The organism is Caldichromatium japonicum, assembly GCF_011290485.1.
Lineage (GTDB): Bacteria > Pseudomonadota > Gammaproteobacteria > Chromatiales > Chromatiaceae > Thermochromatium > Thermochromatium japonicum.
This window is the reverse complement of sequence record NZ_CP048029.1, coordinates 1,138,310-1,153,124: the sequence shown is the minus strand read 5'-3', so window position 1 is coordinate 1,153,124 and position 14,815 is coordinate 1,138,310. Positions and strand designations below refer to the sequence as shown.

The following is a 14,815-nucleotide window of genomic DNA, read 5'->3' as shown; positions in this document are numbered from 1 at the left end:
CCCAATATCGAGCTCGCGTGACCCTGAGATGAGACCCGAGATTGCCTACCTCGCCCGCCTGCTGCGCGCAACCGCAGCGACCATCCTCCTGCCGAGTTGGCCTGGTGTCCAGGGCCGGCGCAAGGCCGACGGCAGCCTGATGACGCCTACCGATCTCGCCGTACAAACCTATCTCGCTGAGCAACTCGCGCGCGATTTCCCTGAGATTTCTTTGCTTGGGGAGGAAATGACCAGTGCTAAGCAGTCGGATCTGCTCGCAGACATCAGCCGCCCGCTCTGGGTGCTCGATCCCTTGGACGGGACCACCAACTATGCCGCCGGTTTTCCGGTCTTTGCCATCTCACTTGCCCTGATCGAAGGGGGCGAGACAATGCTGGGGGTGATCCTCGACCCCATCCGCGATGAATGTTTCGGCGCAGTACGCGGTCAGGGCGCCTGGATCGACGGCCAGGCGATCCGCCCCTCTGCACCCAGCAACAGGCTCAAGGATTGCGTGGCGGTGGTCGATCTCAAACGGATTGCAAGACCCCAGGCCCAAGGGTTGATCCAACATCGCTGTTTCGGGTCGCAGCGCAACCTGGGGGCGGTGGCGCTCGAATGGTGCTGGCTGGCTGCGGGGCGCTTTCAGTTATATCTCCACGGCGGCCAGAAGCTCTGGGACTATGCCGCAGGTCGCCTGATCGCTGAGGAAGCGGGGGCAGCGGTCTATCAGCCGAGCGCCAATGGAGTCATCCCCAGTCCTTGCCTCGCACCTCGTCTGACCGCGGCAGCGGCCGATGCCGAGTTGCTTAAGGACTGGCTCTCTTGTCTGGGCCTCGGCAATTGGGAATAGATGACTGGTCATCATTCCTGCGCACGTCGGTATCCAGACAATTCGCTCGACTGGATACCGCCATCCGTCGCTGTGAACCAATCTATCCGGCCCCTAACGCAACACCGCCCGCAGACGCATCAGGATGCGATCCGCAGACTCGGCGGCAAGGTCGGCATAGATCTGCTCTTGCTCGATCTGTTTGCCGAGGACCTCGATGTCTGGATTATCGAAGATACGGCTTAAATCCAGGGTCTGGCGCGGCAGGTGAGTTTCACCACCAGCGTCCACCGCTGCAAAATCGACCAGATAATGAAGATCCCAAGCCAGGGTCTTGCCCTTGAGATCGACCGCAGCGACGCGCGCATCCCGTTGTTCTGTATAGAGGATCAGCCGCAGGCGCGCCGCTTGCGGGTCTCCCGTGACCTCGATCCCACTGCTCAGCAGCCGGTCGCGGATGATCGCGGCGACAGACGAGTGGCTCGGCGCCTCGATCAAGATTGGTCGATAGCCGGGAGGGACCTCAAGATGTCCGCGCAGCCGAAAGCCGCAGCCCCCAAGCAAGCCGAGCGTCGCAAGACTGCCGAGCAAGGCGCGCCGCTGCATGCTCAAATCACCAGATTGAGCAGCTTGCCTGGAACCAGGATCGCCTTGCGGATCTGTTGATCACCGATGAACTTGGCGATCTGGGGATCGGCGAGCGCTGCCGCCTGGATCTGCGCCTGATCGGCATCAGCAGGGACGCGGATGCTGCCGCGCAGCTTGCCGTTGACCTGGATCGCATATTCGATTAGCTCTTGTTTGAGCGCCGCTTCATCGACCTTGGGCCAAGGAGCCTTGAGGATGTCGTCGCCGAACCCGAGCAGACGCCAGAGGTGATGGGCAACATGGGGGGCGATGGGGGCAAGCAGCCGCAGGATCAGGCTCAAGCCCTCGCGCAACACGGCAAGACGGGCACTCGAGGATCCAAGCCGGTAAAGCTCATTGACCATGGTCATACAGGCCGAAACCACGGTATTGAACTGCTGGCGCTCATAGTCGTAAAGGGCCTTTTTGAGTGCGGTGTGGATCTCGCGCCTGGCCTGACGCGCCGCCTCGTCCAGCTCGCCCGGCTCGGGCGCCAAGCGGATCGTCTCGGCCTCGCCGGTCGCCAGGTTCCAGAGCCGGCGGATAAAGCGAAAGGCCCCCTCGACGCCCTCATCGCTCCATTCGAGCGACTGCTCGGGCGGGGCGGCGAAGATGATATAGAGCCGGACAGTATCGGCCCCATAGCGGTCGATGAGCGCCTGGGGATCGACCCCGTTGTTTTTAGACTTAGACATCTTTTCGATCCCACCGAAATGGACGGGTTGGCCATCCGACTTCAGGCGGGCGCTCAGGATCCGGCCCTTGTCGTCGCGCTCGATCTCGACCTCGGCCGGGTTGAACCACTGCCGATGCCCCTGGGCATCTTCGCGATACCAGGTCTCGGCCACCACCATCCCCTGGGTAAGGAGATTGGCAAAGGGCTCGTCGCCATCGACCAGCCCCTCGTCACGCATCAACTTATGGAAAAAACGGGCATAGAGTAGATGTAAGACAGCGTGCTCGATCCCGCCGACATATTGATCGACCGGCAGCCAATAGCGGGCGCGTTCATCGAGCATCGCCGTCCGGCAATCGGGGGAACAGAACCTGGCGTAATACCAGCTCGACTCAAAGAAGGTATCAAAGGTGTCGGTCTCGCGAATCTCGCCATTGGGGAGCTGATAGAACTCGGGCATGCGCTTTAGAGGCGATCCCGAGCCATCGACGGTGACCTCCTCGGGCAGGCGGACCGGAAGCTCGGTCTCCGGACGCACCTCACCCACAGGCGTATAGACCACCGGGATGGGACAGCCCCAGTAGCGCTGGCGCGATACACCCCAGTCGCGCAGCCGAAAGTTGACTGTTTTTTTGCCCTTGCCGCGCGCCTCGAGCCACTCGGCGATCGCGGTGAATGCCTCCTCCGAGGTCAGGCCATCGAAGGGGCCGGAGTCAAAGAGGATCCCCTTCTCGGTATAGGCCCCCTGCTCGATCCCGCAAGGACTGCCGTCAGCCGAGCGGATCACCTGTTTCTTGGGGAGGCCATAGCGCTCGGCAAACTCCCAGTCGCGCTGATCGTGCGCAGGGACCGCCATGACCGCACCTGTGCCATAGCCCATGAGCACGAAGTTGGCGGCATAGATAGGGACCGGCTCGCCGGTAATCGGATGGATGGCATTGAGCCTCAAGGAGTACCCTTTCTTCTCCAGAGTCTCGATCTCGGCCTCGGTGACACCACCCCGGCGGCATTCCTCGATGAATACGGCAAGCCCAGGGTTCTGCTCGGCGCAGCGGCGCGCCAGGGGATGCTCAGCGGCGACCGCGACATAGGTCACGCCCATGACGGTATCCGGACGGGTGGTATAGATTCCGAGGCGCTCATCCGCACCCTCGACCCCGAACTCCATATAGACGCCCTCGGAGCGCCCGATCCAGTTGCGCTGCATAGTGCGCACACGCTCCGGCCAGCCAGAGAGCCCTTCTAGGGCGTCCAAGAGCTCCTGGGCATAGTCGGTGATGCGCACGAACCACTGTTCGATCTCGCGCTTTTCAACTAGGGCCCCCGAGCGCCAGCCGCGCCCGTCGATCACCTGCTCATTGGCGAGGACCGTCTGATCGACCGGATCCCAGTTGACCACAGCCTTAGCCCGATAGGCGAGACCCTTGTCCAGCATGCGGGTGAACAGCCACTGCTCCCAGCGATAATAATCGGGGTCGCAGGTGGTCAGCTCTCGGTCCCAGTCATAGCCGAACCCCAGACGTTTGAGCTGGGACTGCATATAGGCGATGTTGGCACGGGTCCAGCGCGAGGGGGGGATGCCGTGTTGGATCGCGGCGTTCTCGGCAGGCAGACCGAAGGCATCCCAGCCCATGGGTTGGAGCACGTTTTTACCCAGCATCCGCTGATAGCGGGCGATGACGTCACCGATCGTATAGTTGCGCACATGACCCATGTGCAGCCGCCCGGAGGGATAGGGGAACATGGATAGACAGTAGAACTTCTCGCGGCTGGGGTCCTCGACTGCCTTAAACGACCGATGTTCCTCCCAATAGCTCTGGGCCTCGGACTCGATGGCATGGGGATTGTAAGGGGTCTGCATAGAGCGGCTGATCCTGAAACAGAAAAACGCTATAAGCGGATACCCGGCACCTGCGCCATGGCGAGTGGGGACAGCGATCGCAACCTCCGCGGCTGTCCACCCCTCGCCCCAGGCACAGGAAAGGGGATTGACCATGATCCTTAAGGATACCCGAGAGACCTTTGCTATCCTAATCCTGCAGTCCAAAACCCTATTTGGAGCCGCCATGAGCGAAGAGCACAAAGATCCTAACGACCGTCTGGTCGCGGCCTATGAGCGCATGCTCAACTGGACCCACGAGGTCATTGATAAGGCCCAGCAAGAATCGGCGCCGCGGCTGCGTGAAGCCCTGGACCACGCACGTGAACAGATGATCGAGCTCGGTGAACTGACGCGCGAAGAGGCACAGCGGATCTCTGACTATATCCAGCGCGATATTGAAGATGCGGCGCGCTATATCGCCGAGACCGGCCAGGACCTGCGCGACTGGTGGCGTTTCGATCTGGAGCTGATGGAGCGGCGCATGTTCGAGATGTTCAAACTCGTCGCCGATCAAACCAGCCTGCAATGGGCACAGTGGGCCGAGGCGGCGCGGCGGATGAGCCTGTATCAAGCTGGCGAGATCACCGGCCCTGGGACGCTGGTCTGCGACCGTTGCGGCACCGAGATCCATTTCGTCAAGGCCGGGCGCATCCCTGCCTGTGCCGAATGTGGTGGCTTGGCCTTTCGCCGGCTCAACTCAAACCCAACGCCTTGACTGTTCATCTAGACCAGGCCCGCTTATAGTTGGCCAGATGATCCCGTTCTGTTCGCGAGTGTGACCATACCTGCGCCGCTCTGGGCCTATTGCGGTCTTACCGGCAAGCGCGGCGCCAAGACACCCACCGGCATACGCCCGTTATCGCCCATTGCCCGCGCCGTCCGGCTGAGGCAATCCCTTGATGTTTAAGGAGAGCCGCATGGCCCTGCGTACACCCCTGTATCCTGAACACCACAAGCTCAATGCCCGTCTCGTCCCCTTCGCTGGCTGGGAGATGCCGCTGCATTACGGCTCGCAGCTCGAGGAACATCAGGCCGTGCGCCGGCACGCCGGGATGTTTGATGTCTCGCACATGGGCCAGATCGATGTCGAGGGCCCAGACGCCAAGGCCTTTTTGCGTACGTTACTGGCCAATGATGTCGCCAAATTGAACGCTGTGGGCAAAGCGCTCTATACCTGTATGCTCGATGAAAGGGGCGGTATCCTCGATGATCTGATCGTCTATCTGCGCGGACCCGGCACCTACCGGCTGGTGGTCAATGCCGCCACCACTGCCAAGGATCTGGCCTGGCTCAACGACCAAGCTGAGGGCGATCTGGAGATCCGCCGACGCGATGACCTGGCGATGATCGCAGTGCAAGGCCCCAAGGCGCGCGCGCTGACCCTGGACTGCCTGCCCCCTGAGCTGTCCGGTTTCGCCGCCGAGCTCGCGCCCTTCACCGCCACCCAATGCGGCCCCTGGTTGATCGGGCGGACGGGTTATACGGGCGAGGACGGCTTTGAGATCATGCTGCCGGCGACCGATGCGCTAGATCTCTGGCAGATATTGCATGCCGCAGGCATCCGGCCTTGTGGACTGGGTGCGCGCGATACCCTGCGCCTGGAGGCGGGGTTGAACCTCTATGGCCAGGATATGGACGAGACGACCACCCCCTTCGACTGCGGCCTCGAATGGACCATCGCCTGGGAGCCCACTGAGCGTGCCTTTATCGGGCGTGCAGCGCTCGAGGCACAGCGCGACGCGCCCAGGCGCTGGACCTTTATCGGCCTGGTCTTGTTGGGCGAGGGGATCATGCGCGCCGGCCAGCCGGTCCTGAGCCAGGGTCAGGCGGTGGGTGTCATCACCTCGGGCGGCTTTGCGCCCACCCTCAACCGCTCGATCGCCCTGGCGCGCGTCGTCCCTGGACTTGACCCAGACTGCGTAGTCGAGATTCGCGGCAAGACCCTACCGATGAGGATCGTCAAACCGCCCTTCGTGCGGCATGGACAGATCTTGGTCGATCTTAAGACCCCAACCAGTGGCTTTTGAGGGTCACAAAGCAGCTCTTTGCTCGATAGAACCCCGTTGCTTCGCCTGCTGATTGCAGCCTCAAAACCAAACCCAAACCGGACGGATAACCCATGAACGACCTACCGACCGAACTGAGATATTCCAAAACACATGAATGGGCCCGGATCGAGGACGATGGAACCGTCACTGTCGGGATCACGGATCACGCCCAGGATACGCTCGGCGACATCGTCTTCGTCGAACTCCCCGACTGCGGGCGCCAGGTCGCTGCCGAGGAGCCCTGCGCTGTGGTCGAATCGGTCAAGGCAGCATCCGACATCTATGCCCCGATCGCCGGCGAGGTGATCGCGGTCAATACGGCCCTGCGCGATGCCCCAGACACCATCAACAACAGCCCTTATACCGATGGTTGGATCTTAAGGCTGAAGCCCGATGAGCCCAAGGCGCTGGAAGCGCTGCTCGATGCCGCGGCCTATGCCCAGCTCGTGGCCGATGAGTCTTGATCCCGATCCGGTCCCGACGCATGTCTTTTATCCCCCATACGCCTGAAGACATCGCCGAGATGCTCGCTGTAATCGGCGTCTCTGCGATCGATACCCTCTTCGATGAGATCCCCGCAGATCTGCGCCTCAAGGGGCTTGAGAATATCCCTGAGGCACTCTCTGAGCTCGAGGTCACGCGCCTGATGCAGGCGCGTGCGCGCCTGGATCGACCCCTGCTCAACTTCGTCGGCGCCGGTGCCTATGAGCACCATATCCCAGCGGTCGTCTGGCAGATCGCCGGCCGCGGTGAGTTTTATAGCGCCTATACCCCTTATCAGGCCGAGGCGAGCCAGGGGACGCTGCAGGTGCTCTATGAGTTCCAGTCGATGATGGCGGCCCTGACCGCCCTAGATGCTGCCAATGCCTCGCTCTATGACGGGGCCTCGGCCCTGGCCGAGGCGGTGTTGATGGCGGTGCGCGCCAATCGCCAGACCCACTCCAGGCAGGTCCTGATCCCGCGCGCCCTGCATCCGGCATACCGGCGGGTCGTGCGCACCCTGACCGCGCCCCAAGGGATCGAGCTGATCGAGGTCCCTTTCGCTCGGCAGACCGGTCAGACGCCGGTCGCCGCCCTGGCCGAGGCAGGGATAGACGAATGCGCCGCCGTCATCATCAACCAGCCGAACTTTTTTGGGGTCCTGGAAGAGGTCGATGCCCTGACCGACTGGGCGCATGCGCACAAGGCATTGGCGATCGCGCTCGTCAATCCCATCGCCCTCGCCTTGCTCAAACCCCCAGGCGAATGGGGCGCGAAGGGCGCAGATATCGCCTGCGGCGAGGCCCAGCCCCTAGGGATGCCGCTCTCTGCGGGGGGGCCTTATGCCGGCTTTATGTGCTGCAAACGCGAGCATGTCAGACAGCTCCCAGGGCGGATCGTGGGGCGGACCATCGATCGCGATGGGCGGACCGGGTTTACCCTGACGCTTCAGGCGCGCGAACAGCACATCCGACGCGGCAAGGCGACCTCGAACATCTGCACCAATCAGGGGCTCATGCTCACCGCCGCGACCATCCATCTGGCGCTCTTAGGCGCCGAGGGGTTGGAACGGGTGGCGGCGACATGCTGCGCCCATACCCGCCTGCTTGCTGAGCGGTTATCTGCCATCCCCGGGGTCAAACCCTGTTTCAGCGGCCCTTGTTTCCATGAGAGGGCGCTGAGCCTGCCTGCCCCCAGCGCTGCTGTACTGAAGGCCTTAGTCGCAGAGGGGATTCTCGGTGGCTTTGATCTTGCGCAGGATTATCCAGAGCTTGCGCCGGCGCTCCTGGTCTGCGCGACTGAGCTGCGCACTGCAGATGAGATCGCGCTCTACGCCGAGCGTCTGAGTGCAATCCTTGCCTCCCATCGCTAAATCCTTGAGCGCCGAAACCATCATCATGCTGATCCAAGAACGCTCCCGACCTGGCCGTCGCGCCCCCGCGCAGGCGCCGCTGTGCGCCCCTGAGCCGCCACCTATCCCTGAGCATCTGCGCCGCAGCAGCCGACCGGTGCTCCCCGAGGTCTCTGAGCTCGAGGTGGTGCGCCATTACACCGGATTGTCGCAGAAGAACTTTTCGATCGACACCCAGTTTTATCCCTTGGGCTCATGCACCATGAAGTACAACCCCAGGGCCTGTCATACGCTCGCCATGCTACCCGGGTTTGTGGACCGCCATCCGTTGGCGCCAGAGGATCAGGGGCAGGGGCTCTCGAGTTGCTTGTATGAGCTGCAGGAGATCCTCAAGGCGGTCACAGGGATGGACGCCATCTCGCTCGCGCCCGCAGCGGGCGCACAGGGTGAGCTTGCAGGGGTCCTGATGATCCGCGCCTATCACCACGCACGGGGCGATCTCGAGCGCACCGAGATCCTGATCCCAGACGCCGCCCATGGGACCAATCCGGCATCGGCGGCCATGGCCGGGTTCGAGGTGCGCGAGATCCCCACCGGCCCAGACGGCGATGTCGATCTTGCCGCCCTGCGCTCAGCGCTTGGCCCCAAGACCGCAGGGATCATGCTCACTAACCCGAGCACCCTCGGGGTCTTCGAGCGCAAGATCCAGGCGATCGCCGAGGCCATCCATGCCGCCGGCGGTCTGCTCTATTACGATGGTGCCAATCTCAACGGGATCTTAGGTCAGGTGCGCCCGGGAGACATGGGCTTTGACATCGTCCATGTCAATCTGCATAAAACCTTTGCCACCCCGCACGGCGGTGGCGGGCCAGGGGCAGGCCCAGTGGGTGTGGCTGCGCATCTCGCCCCTTATCTGCCGCTTCCGCTCGTGGAGCGCGCCGCGGACGGCCGCTATCGCTGGCTGACCGAGTCTGACCGACCCCAGAGCATCGGGCGGCTGACTGCATTCGGCGGTAATATCGGAGTCCTATTGCGCGCCTATGTCTATGCCCGTTTGTTGGGACGCGAGGGCTTGGGGCGAGTCGCCAAGTTTGCGGTGCTCAATGCCAACTATCTCGCCGCGCGCCTGCGGGCTGCGGGCTTTACCCTCGCCTATCCTGAGCGACGCGTCAGCCATGAATTCATCCTCACCCTCAAACCCGAGGCCAAGGCGTTCGGGGTGAGCGCCATGGACATCGCCAAGCGCCTCTTGGATTATGGCCATCATGCGCCGACTACCTATTTTCCCCTCTTGGTTCCCGAGTGTCTGTTGATCGAGCCGACCGAGACCGAGAGCAAACAGACCCTCGATGACTTTGTCGAGGCCATGATCGCCATCCGCCGCGAGGCCGAGCAAGACCCCGAACTGCCTAAGAACGCCCCGCATCATCTACCCGTGCGCCGACTCGATGAGGTCCATGCGGCGCGTCATCTGGACCTCGCCTGGCGGTCCAAGTCGAGCGAGGGCGATCATGGCTAACCGCAATGTCCGCGGCTGGCGGCGGGTGATCTATGCCTTTGGCTATTCCATGAAGGGGCTCAAGGCCTGCTTCGAGCTCGAAGAGGCCTTCCGCCAGGAGGTCTTTCTCCTGATCCTGCTCGTACCCCTGGGATTGTGGTTGGGCGAGACCCCGGTCGAACGTGCCTTGCTTGTCGGCAGTCTATTGATCGTGCCGATCGTCGAGCTCTTGAACTCGGCGATCGAGGCCAATGTCGATCGCGTGGGCCTAGAGCGCCACGAGCTCTCTGGGCGCGCTAAGGACATCGCCTCGGCCGCGGTCTTTGCCAGCATCGCCTTCTGTCTCGTGGTTTGGGCATTGATCCTAGTGCCAAAGTGGCTGTGAGGCAGAAAGGCAAGGACCCGCCTTGAGCCAGAACTTGGAAGCATGCCCGGCCTCATTCAGACGATCGGCGAATGGAAGGGAGGCCCTGGACCTTAGTCCACTGGAGCGACTGAAAGGCGTATCAATCTCGGTTTGGCGGCCTCACCCCTCTCCTGCCTCGGAGAGGGGCTTGCCCAAGCGATCAGTTATTCTTCGCCCCCTGCTCGATCCAGGTCTCGATCAGCTTGACATCGGCGGAGGGAAGCGGGTCCTTGTTATGCGGCATCTGGATCGAGGGATCAACCTCCCCAGCCACAAGGCGGTATAGACTGCTCGAAATCGCGTCACCAGGGACGATCACAGGCCCATATTTGGTGCCTTTCATGATCGTCTCATAAGATTCGACCGAAAAGCCGCTCGCCGCATAGCCTTGGCCATTGGGCAGGTGGCATTCGACACAGTGTTTTTGCAAAAGCGGATATACATTCCTGGCAAAGCTCACCGGGCCAGCCGCACTGGTCGGCGCATAGACCCCCAACATCACCAGGATGCCGGATGCACTGATGGCAGCGAAACGGGGCAGATAGCGCTTCATTGTTTTAATCTCATCCAAGGTTGCAAAACGGCCTGACCTTGTCAGTCGGCCCTCGGTGCCCGCCCGACGGCAACGCCATCGATCATTCAATGGGGCAGCAGAAAAGGGGCAGACCCTGTTTCAAACATAGTCCCTTTCCTGTCCAGTAGACATGATCCAGGCCAACATTTTGTGCAGCGAGCTAACCTGCCCGCCGCCAGGTGGTCCCCTGGGGGCCATCCTCAAGCACAACCCCTGCCTCAGCAAGGATCGCGCGCAACCGATCGGCCTCGGCCCAGTCCTTGCGGGCGCGCGCCTGGGCGCGCTGGTCGATGAGCGCGCTGATCTCGTCCTCGCTCAAACCCTCTGCCCTGCTCGGCTGACCCTTGAGATAGTCCTCCGGGTCGCCCTGGAGCAATCCCAGAATACCGCCGAGCTCGCGCAAGACGGCGCCAAGCCCTGCAGCCTGAGCCAAGTCGCTGGGTCGCACCCGATTGATCTCGCGCACAAGGTCAAAGAGCACGGCTAGGGCCTCTGGGGTATTGAAGTCATCGTCCATCGCCGCCTGAAAGCGGCTGCGGAAGACCTCGCCACCGATAGGTCCAGATTCGGTCAAGCCGCGTAGGGCCGTGTAAAGCCGGGTCAGGGCTGCACGCGCTTGCTGGAGGGCGGCGTCATCATAGTTCAAGGGACTGCGGTAATGGCTCGTAAGGATGAAATAGCGGACCTCTTCAGGCTGATAATGGCGCAGGACCTCGCGCACGGTAAAGAAATTGCCCAAGGACTTGGACATCTTTTCCTCATTGACCCGCACAAATCCATTGTGCATCCAGATATTGACGAAGGGTTCGCCCGTGGCTCCTTCGGATTGGGCGATCTCGTTTTCATGATGCGGGAATTGGAGATCCGCTCCACCGCCGTGGATGTCGAAATGGGGCCCTAGACACTGGGTGCTCATCGCCGAGCACTCGATGTGCCAGCCTGGGCGCCCTGGGCCCCATGGCGAATCCCAAGCCGGCTCGCCAGGTTTGGCGGCCTTCCAGAGGGCGAAATCTAAGGGGTCACGCTTGGCCTCGCCCACCTCGACCCGTGCCCCGGCGCGCAGCTCCGCGATGTCCTTTCCCGAGAGCCTACCGTAGTTGGGGAAACGGCTAACCGCATAATAGACATCGCCGTTGCCGGCGACATAGGCCAGCCCCTTGTCGATCAGGGTCTGGATCATCGCCTGGATGGCGGGGATGTGCTCTGTCGCCCGCGGCTCATGGGTCGGCGGCAGGACACCGAGGGCTGCGCTATCCTCGTGCATCGCCCGAATAAAGCGCTCGGTGAGCACGGCAATGGACTCGCCGTTTTCATTGGCGCGTCGGATGATCTTGTCGTCGATGTCGGTGATGTTGCGCACATAGGTCACCTCATAGCCCAAGGCGCGCAGATAGCGATAGACGACATCGAAGACCACCAGCACTCGCGCATGCCCGAGGTGACAATAGTCATAGACCGTCATGCCGCAGACATACATCCGGACGCTGGGGGGGGCGAGCGGCTGGAAGGGTTCTTTTTGGCGGGTCAGACTGTTATGGATCTGGAGCATAGGGGCCGGCTTGAGATGAGAAGCGTCAGGGCCTCGTCATGGTAACAAAGATCAGAGGGCGCACGGCAGGCGATACGCATCATTGCCCTTGGCCTGGGGCGCGCCGATTGGACTAAGATAGCCGTTTGCCACACGATAGTCGCGAAGATCATGCCACAGCGTAACGATCCTGCCTCAACCCACCGCCTGCTTTTGGATGCGATCGATAGCCCTGTTGACCTGCGGCGCCTGCCCGAGCATCGCCTCCCCGAGCTGGCCGCTGAGCTGCGCAGCTTTTTGATCGAATGCGTCTCCAAGACAGGTGGACATCTCGCCGCAGGGCTCGGGGTAGTGGAATTGACCATCGCCCTGCACTATGTCTTCAACACCCCGCATGACCGTCTAGTCTGGGACGTCGGCCACCAGGCCTATCCGCACAAGATACTGACGGGGCGGCGCGACCGGATGCACACCCTGCGGCAGAAGGGCGGGATCTCTGGCTTCCCGCGTCGCAGCGAGAGCGAATACGACACCTTCGGTGTGGGGCACTCCAGCACCTCGATCAGCGCCGCACTCGGCATGGCGCTCGCCGCCAAACAGAAGGGTGAACGGCGTCAGATCATAGCGGTGATCGGGGACGGCGCCCTAGGGGCCGGCATGGCCTTCGAGGCGCTCAATCACGCCGGCTCGATGGATATCGACCTGGTCGTCATCCTCAACGACAACAAGATGTCGATCTCACCGCCTGTAGGCGCAATCAGTAATTATCTCGCACGTCTGCTGTCTGGCAAGTTCTATACCAGCATGCGCGAGGGTAGCAAACAGGCACTCGCTGGGATGCCGCAATTGCGCCACCTGGTCGGGCGTTGGGAGGAGCACGTCAAGGGAATGCTGATGCCGAGTACCCTGTTCGAGGAGTTGGGCTTTAATTACATCGGCCCAATCGACGGGCATGACCTGGATGGACTGATCCGTACCCTGCGCAATATCCGCGACATGCCTGGTCAGCGTTTTTTGCATGTCGTCACCAAGAAGGGCCGGGGTTTCAAGCCCGCCGAAGGCGAGCCGGTCACCTATCACGGGGTCACCCCCTTCGATAAGCATACCGGCCAGCTCATCAAGACCGCGACCGGCCCGACCTATACCCAGATCTTTGGCGGCTGGCTATGCGATACCGCCGAGTCTGACCCGCGGCTCGTCGCCATCACCCCGGCGATGTGTGAGGGCTCGGGCCTGACCGCATTCGCCAAACGCTTTCCCGAGCGCTATTTCGACGTCGGGATCGCCGAACAGCACGCAGTTACCCTTGCTGCTGGGCTTGCCTGCGAGGGACTGAAACCGGTCGTGGCCATCTATTCGAGCTTTTTTCAACGCGCCTATGATCAACTCGTCCATGATGTGGCGCTGCAAAACCTGGATGTAACCTTCGCCGTCGATCGCGCAGGGCTAGTCGGACCCGACGGCGCCACCCACGCCGGCAGCTTCGATCTGAGCTTCTGCCGCCCGATCCCCAATCTCGTCATCATGGCGCCTGCCGACGAAAACGAGTGCCGGCGCATGCTCAAGACCGCTTATGAATATCCGGGTCCGGCCATTGTGCGCTATCCGCGCGGCACAGGCCCAGGCGCGCCCATCGATCCCCAGGCACCTGCGCTTCCCATCGGACAGGGCGAGATCCGACGGCAAGGCTCAAGGATCGCCATCCTGGCCTTTGGCCCCATGCTGCAGCCAGCGCTCGAGGTCGCTGAGGTCCTCGATGCCACGGTCGCCAATATGCGCTTTGTGAAACCGCTCGATGCGGCTCTGATCTGGGATCTCGCAGACCGGCATGAGTTTCTGGTCACGATCGAAGAAAACGCCATCGCCGGCGGTGCGGGCAGCGCGGTGGCCGAGCTATTGGCCGCGCAGGGGATCGTCAAACGCTGTCTGCATCTCGGGCTCCCCGACCGCTATATCGAGCATGCCGAACATCATGAACAGCTTGCCGATGTCGGGCTTGATATCCGCGGGATCATCTCCAGTATCCAGGAGGTGTTTACAGGTCAAAACAACCCATCCGATGCTTGAGGTTCAACCCATCCAGGCCTTCGAGGATAACTATATCTGGCTGCTCACGGAGGGGACGGGAACAGCCGTTGTCGTAGACCCTGGTGATGCCGAGCCGGTGTTAGAACTGCTTTATCAACGACAGCTGATCCTGACTGCGATCCTAGTCACCCATCATCATTTTGACCACATCGGCGCCCTGGAAGAACTGGCGGAGGCCTTTCCAGGGGTGGAGATCCATGGGCCAGCGGATAGGCGCATCCCCGCTGTTAACCGTTACCGGCGGGAAGGCCAGCGCTTTGTCCCAGCAGGATTGAGCACTGCCTTTGAGGTATGGGAGACCCCTGGCCATACCGCTACCCATATCGCCTATCTCGGCGCCGGCTGCCTCTTTTGCGGCGATACCCTTTTTACTGCCGGTTGCGGGCGGGTGTTCGATGGGACCCTTGACCAGCTTGCCCAATCGCTTGACCGAATCGCTGCGCTTCCAGATGGGTGGCTGTGTTATTGCGCACACGAATATACACGCGCCAATCTCGGCTTTGCTGAGTGGGTCGAGCCCAGCAACCCAGCGCTCGATCGACGCATCCGTCAAACCCAGATCCTCTGTGCTAAAGGCAAGCCCACCGTCCCTGCCCCACTCGCGCTAGAGCGCGCCACCAACCCCTTTCTGCGCACCCGCGAGCCCCAGGTGATTGCTGCTGCCGAACGCCAGGCCGGACGGCGACTACAAGGGTCTCATGAGGTCTTTGCTGTTTTAAGGCGCTGGAAGGATGAACAATATGACTTAAGGCGCTGGAAGGATGAACAATATGACTGAGGGATTCGGGCGCTGTTCGGATACAAAGGCCCTGCTTCGGGGCCGTTGGTCAACGGTTGCCTTGGCTC

Annotated in this window: 13 protein-coding genes; 9 read left to right on the top strand and 4 right to left on the bottom strand. The window is 61.8% G+C overall.

Annotated features, from left to right (window positions below):
- The first annotated feature begins 28 nt into the window (after window positions 1-28).
- Window positions 29-832 (top strand): inositol monophosphatase family protein, encoded by an 804-nt coding sequence (locus GWK36_RS05680; RefSeq protein WP_166270320.1) that lies wholly within the window; start codon window positions 29-31, stop codon window positions 830-832.
- Window positions 833-925: 93 nt separating this feature from the next.
- Here GWK36_RS05680 and GWK36_RS05675 read toward each other — a convergent pair whose 3' ends face one another.
- Together GWK36_RS05675 and leuS are read right to left on the bottom strand one after the other, a co-directional pair.
- On the bottom strand, window positions 926-1,417 hold the full coding sequence (locus GWK36_RS05675) for an LPS-assembly lipoprotein LptE (protein WP_246237796.1): 492 nt from the start codon (window positions 1,415-1,417) through the stop codon (window positions 926-928).
- 2 nt (window positions 1,418-1,419) lie between these two features.
- Complete coding sequence (gene leuS, locus GWK36_RS05670; protein ID WP_166270318.1) at window positions 1,420-3,975, bottom strand: leucine--tRNA ligase; 2,556 nt, start codon at window positions 3,973-3,975, stop codon at window positions 1,420-1,422.
- A gap of 205 nt (window positions 3,976-4,180) precedes the next feature.
- Here leuS and GWK36_RS05665 point away from each other — a divergent pair, with 205 nt between their 5' ends.
- From GWK36_RS05665 to GWK36_RS05640, 6 genes are all read left to right on the top strand, one after another.
- Entirely contained in the window at window positions 4,181-4,711 is a 531-nt protein-coding gene (locus GWK36_RS05665) for a zinc ribbon-containing protein (protein WP_166270317.1), read from the top strand.
- A gap of 202 nt (window positions 4,712-4,913) precedes the next feature.
- Entirely contained in the window at window positions 4,914-6,023 is a 1,110-nt protein-coding gene (gene gcvT, locus GWK36_RS05660; RefSeq protein ID WP_166270316.1) for a glycine cleavage system aminomethyltransferase GcvT, read from the top strand.
- A 92-nt stretch (window positions 6,024-6,115) separates the two neighbouring features.
- Window positions 6,116-6,508, top strand: a complete 393-nt coding sequence (gene gcvH / locus GWK36_RS05655; protein ID WP_166270315.1) for a glycine cleavage system protein GcvH — start codon at window positions 6,116-6,118, stop codon at window positions 6,506-6,508.
- Between the two features lie 20 nt (window positions 6,509-6,528).
- Window positions 6,529-7,896 carry an aminomethyl-transferring glycine dehydrogenase subunit GcvPA gene (gene gcvPA, locus GWK36_RS05650; protein WP_166270314.1) on the top strand — a complete coding sequence of 456 codons (1,368 nt, stop codon included), beginning with the start codon at window positions 6,529-6,531 and terminating at the stop codon, window positions 7,894-7,896.
- Window positions 7,897-7,921: 25 nt separating this feature from the next.
- The gene (gene gcvPB, locus GWK36_RS05645) at window positions 7,922-9,394 is read left to right on the top strand and encodes an aminomethyl-transferring glycine dehydrogenase subunit GcvPB (RefSeq protein ID WP_166272485.1); all 1,473 of its coding nucleotides are present in this window, start codon (window positions 7,922-7,924) and stop codon (window positions 9,392-9,394) included.
- Window positions 9,387-9,758 carry a diacylglycerol kinase gene (locus tag GWK36_RS05640; protein WP_166270313.1) on the top strand — a complete coding sequence of 124 codons (372 nt, stop codon included), beginning with the start codon at window positions 9,387-9,389 and terminating at the stop codon, window positions 9,756-9,758. The genes gcvPB and GWK36_RS05640 overlap by 8 nt, the downstream gene beginning before the upstream one ends.
- A 181-nt stretch (window positions 9,759-9,939) precedes the next feature.
- Here GWK36_RS05640 and GWK36_RS05635 read toward each other — a convergent pair whose 3' ends face one another.
- Together GWK36_RS05635 and cysS are read right to left on the bottom strand one after the other, a co-directional pair.
- Window positions 9,940-10,332: a c-type cytochrome domain-containing protein gene (locus tag GWK36_RS05635; protein ID WP_166270312.1), complete on the bottom strand. Its 393-nt coding sequence runs from the start codon at window positions 10,330-10,332 to the stop codon at window positions 9,940-9,942.
- A gap of 181 nt (window positions 10,333-10,513) precedes the next feature.
- Window positions 10,514-11,902: a cysteine--tRNA ligase gene (gene cysS, locus GWK36_RS05630; protein ID WP_166270311.1), complete on the bottom strand. Its 1,389-nt coding sequence runs from the start codon at window positions 11,900-11,902 to the stop codon at window positions 10,514-10,516.
- 150 nt (window positions 11,903-12,052) lie between these two features.
- Here cysS and dxs point away from each other — a divergent pair, with 150 nt between their 5' ends.
- Together dxs and gloB are read left to right on the top strand one after the other, a co-directional pair.
- A complete protein-coding gene (gene dxs, locus GWK36_RS05625) occupies window positions 12,053-13,948 on the top strand; it encodes a 1-deoxy-D-xylulose-5-phosphate synthase (RefSeq protein ID WP_166270310.1) in 1,896 nt (631 codons plus the stop codon).
- On the top strand, window positions 13,941-14,747 hold the full coding sequence (gloB, locus tag GWK36_RS05620) for a hydroxyacylglutathione hydrolase (protein ID WP_166270309.1): 807 nt from the start codon (window positions 13,941-13,943) through the stop codon (window positions 14,745-14,747). Before dxs ends, gloB begins: the two co-directional genes overlap by 8 nt.
- The last annotated feature ends 68 nt before the right edge of the window (window positions 14,748-14,815 follow it).

Coding starts and splice junctions, on each gene's coding strand:
- GWK36_RS05680 (WP_166270320.1), top strand. CDS start 29: ATGAGACCCGAGATTGCCTACCTCGCCCGCCTGCTGCGCGCAACCGCA.
- GWK36_RS05675 (WP_246237796.1), bottom strand. CDS start 1,417: ATGCAGCGGCGCGCCTTGCTCGGCAGTCTTGCGACGCTCGGCTTGCTT.
- leuS (WP_166270318.1), bottom strand. CDS start 3,975: ATGCAGACCCCTTACAATCCCCATGCCATCGAGTCCGAGGCCCAGAGC.
- GWK36_RS05665 (WP_166270317.1), top strand. CDS start 4,181: ATGAGCGAAGAGCACAAAGATCCTAACGACCGTCTGGTCGCGGCCTAT.
- gcvT (WP_166270316.1), top strand. CDS start 4,914: ATGGCCCTGCGTACACCCCTGTATCCTGAACACCACAAGCTCAATGCC.
- gcvH (WP_166270315.1), top strand. CDS start 6,116: ATGAACGACCTACCGACCGAACTGAGATATTCCAAAACACATGAATGG.
- gcvPA (WP_166270314.1), top strand. CDS start 6,529: ATGTCTTTTATCCCCCATACGCCTGAAGACATCGCCGAGATGCTCGCT.
- gcvPB (WP_166272485.1), top strand. CDS start 7,922: ATGCTGATCCAAGAACGCTCCCGACCTGGCCGTCGCGCCCCCGCGCAG.
- GWK36_RS05640 (WP_166270313.1), top strand. CDS start 9,387: ATGGCTAACCGCAATGTCCGCGGCTGGCGGCGGGTGATCTATGCCTTT.
- GWK36_RS05635 (WP_166270312.1), bottom strand. CDS start 10,332: ATGAAGCGCTATCTGCCCCGTTTCGCTGCCATCAGTGCATCCGGCATC.
- cysS (WP_166270311.1), bottom strand. CDS start 11,902: ATGCTCCAGATCCATAACAGTCTGACCCGCCAAAAAGAACCCTTCCAG.
- dxs (WP_166270310.1), top strand. CDS start 12,053: ATGCCACAGCGTAACGATCCTGCCTCAACCCACCGCCTGCTTTTGGAT.
- gloB (WP_166270309.1), top strand. CDS start 13,941: ATGCTTGAGGTTCAACCCATCCAGGCCTTCGAGGATAACTATATCTGG.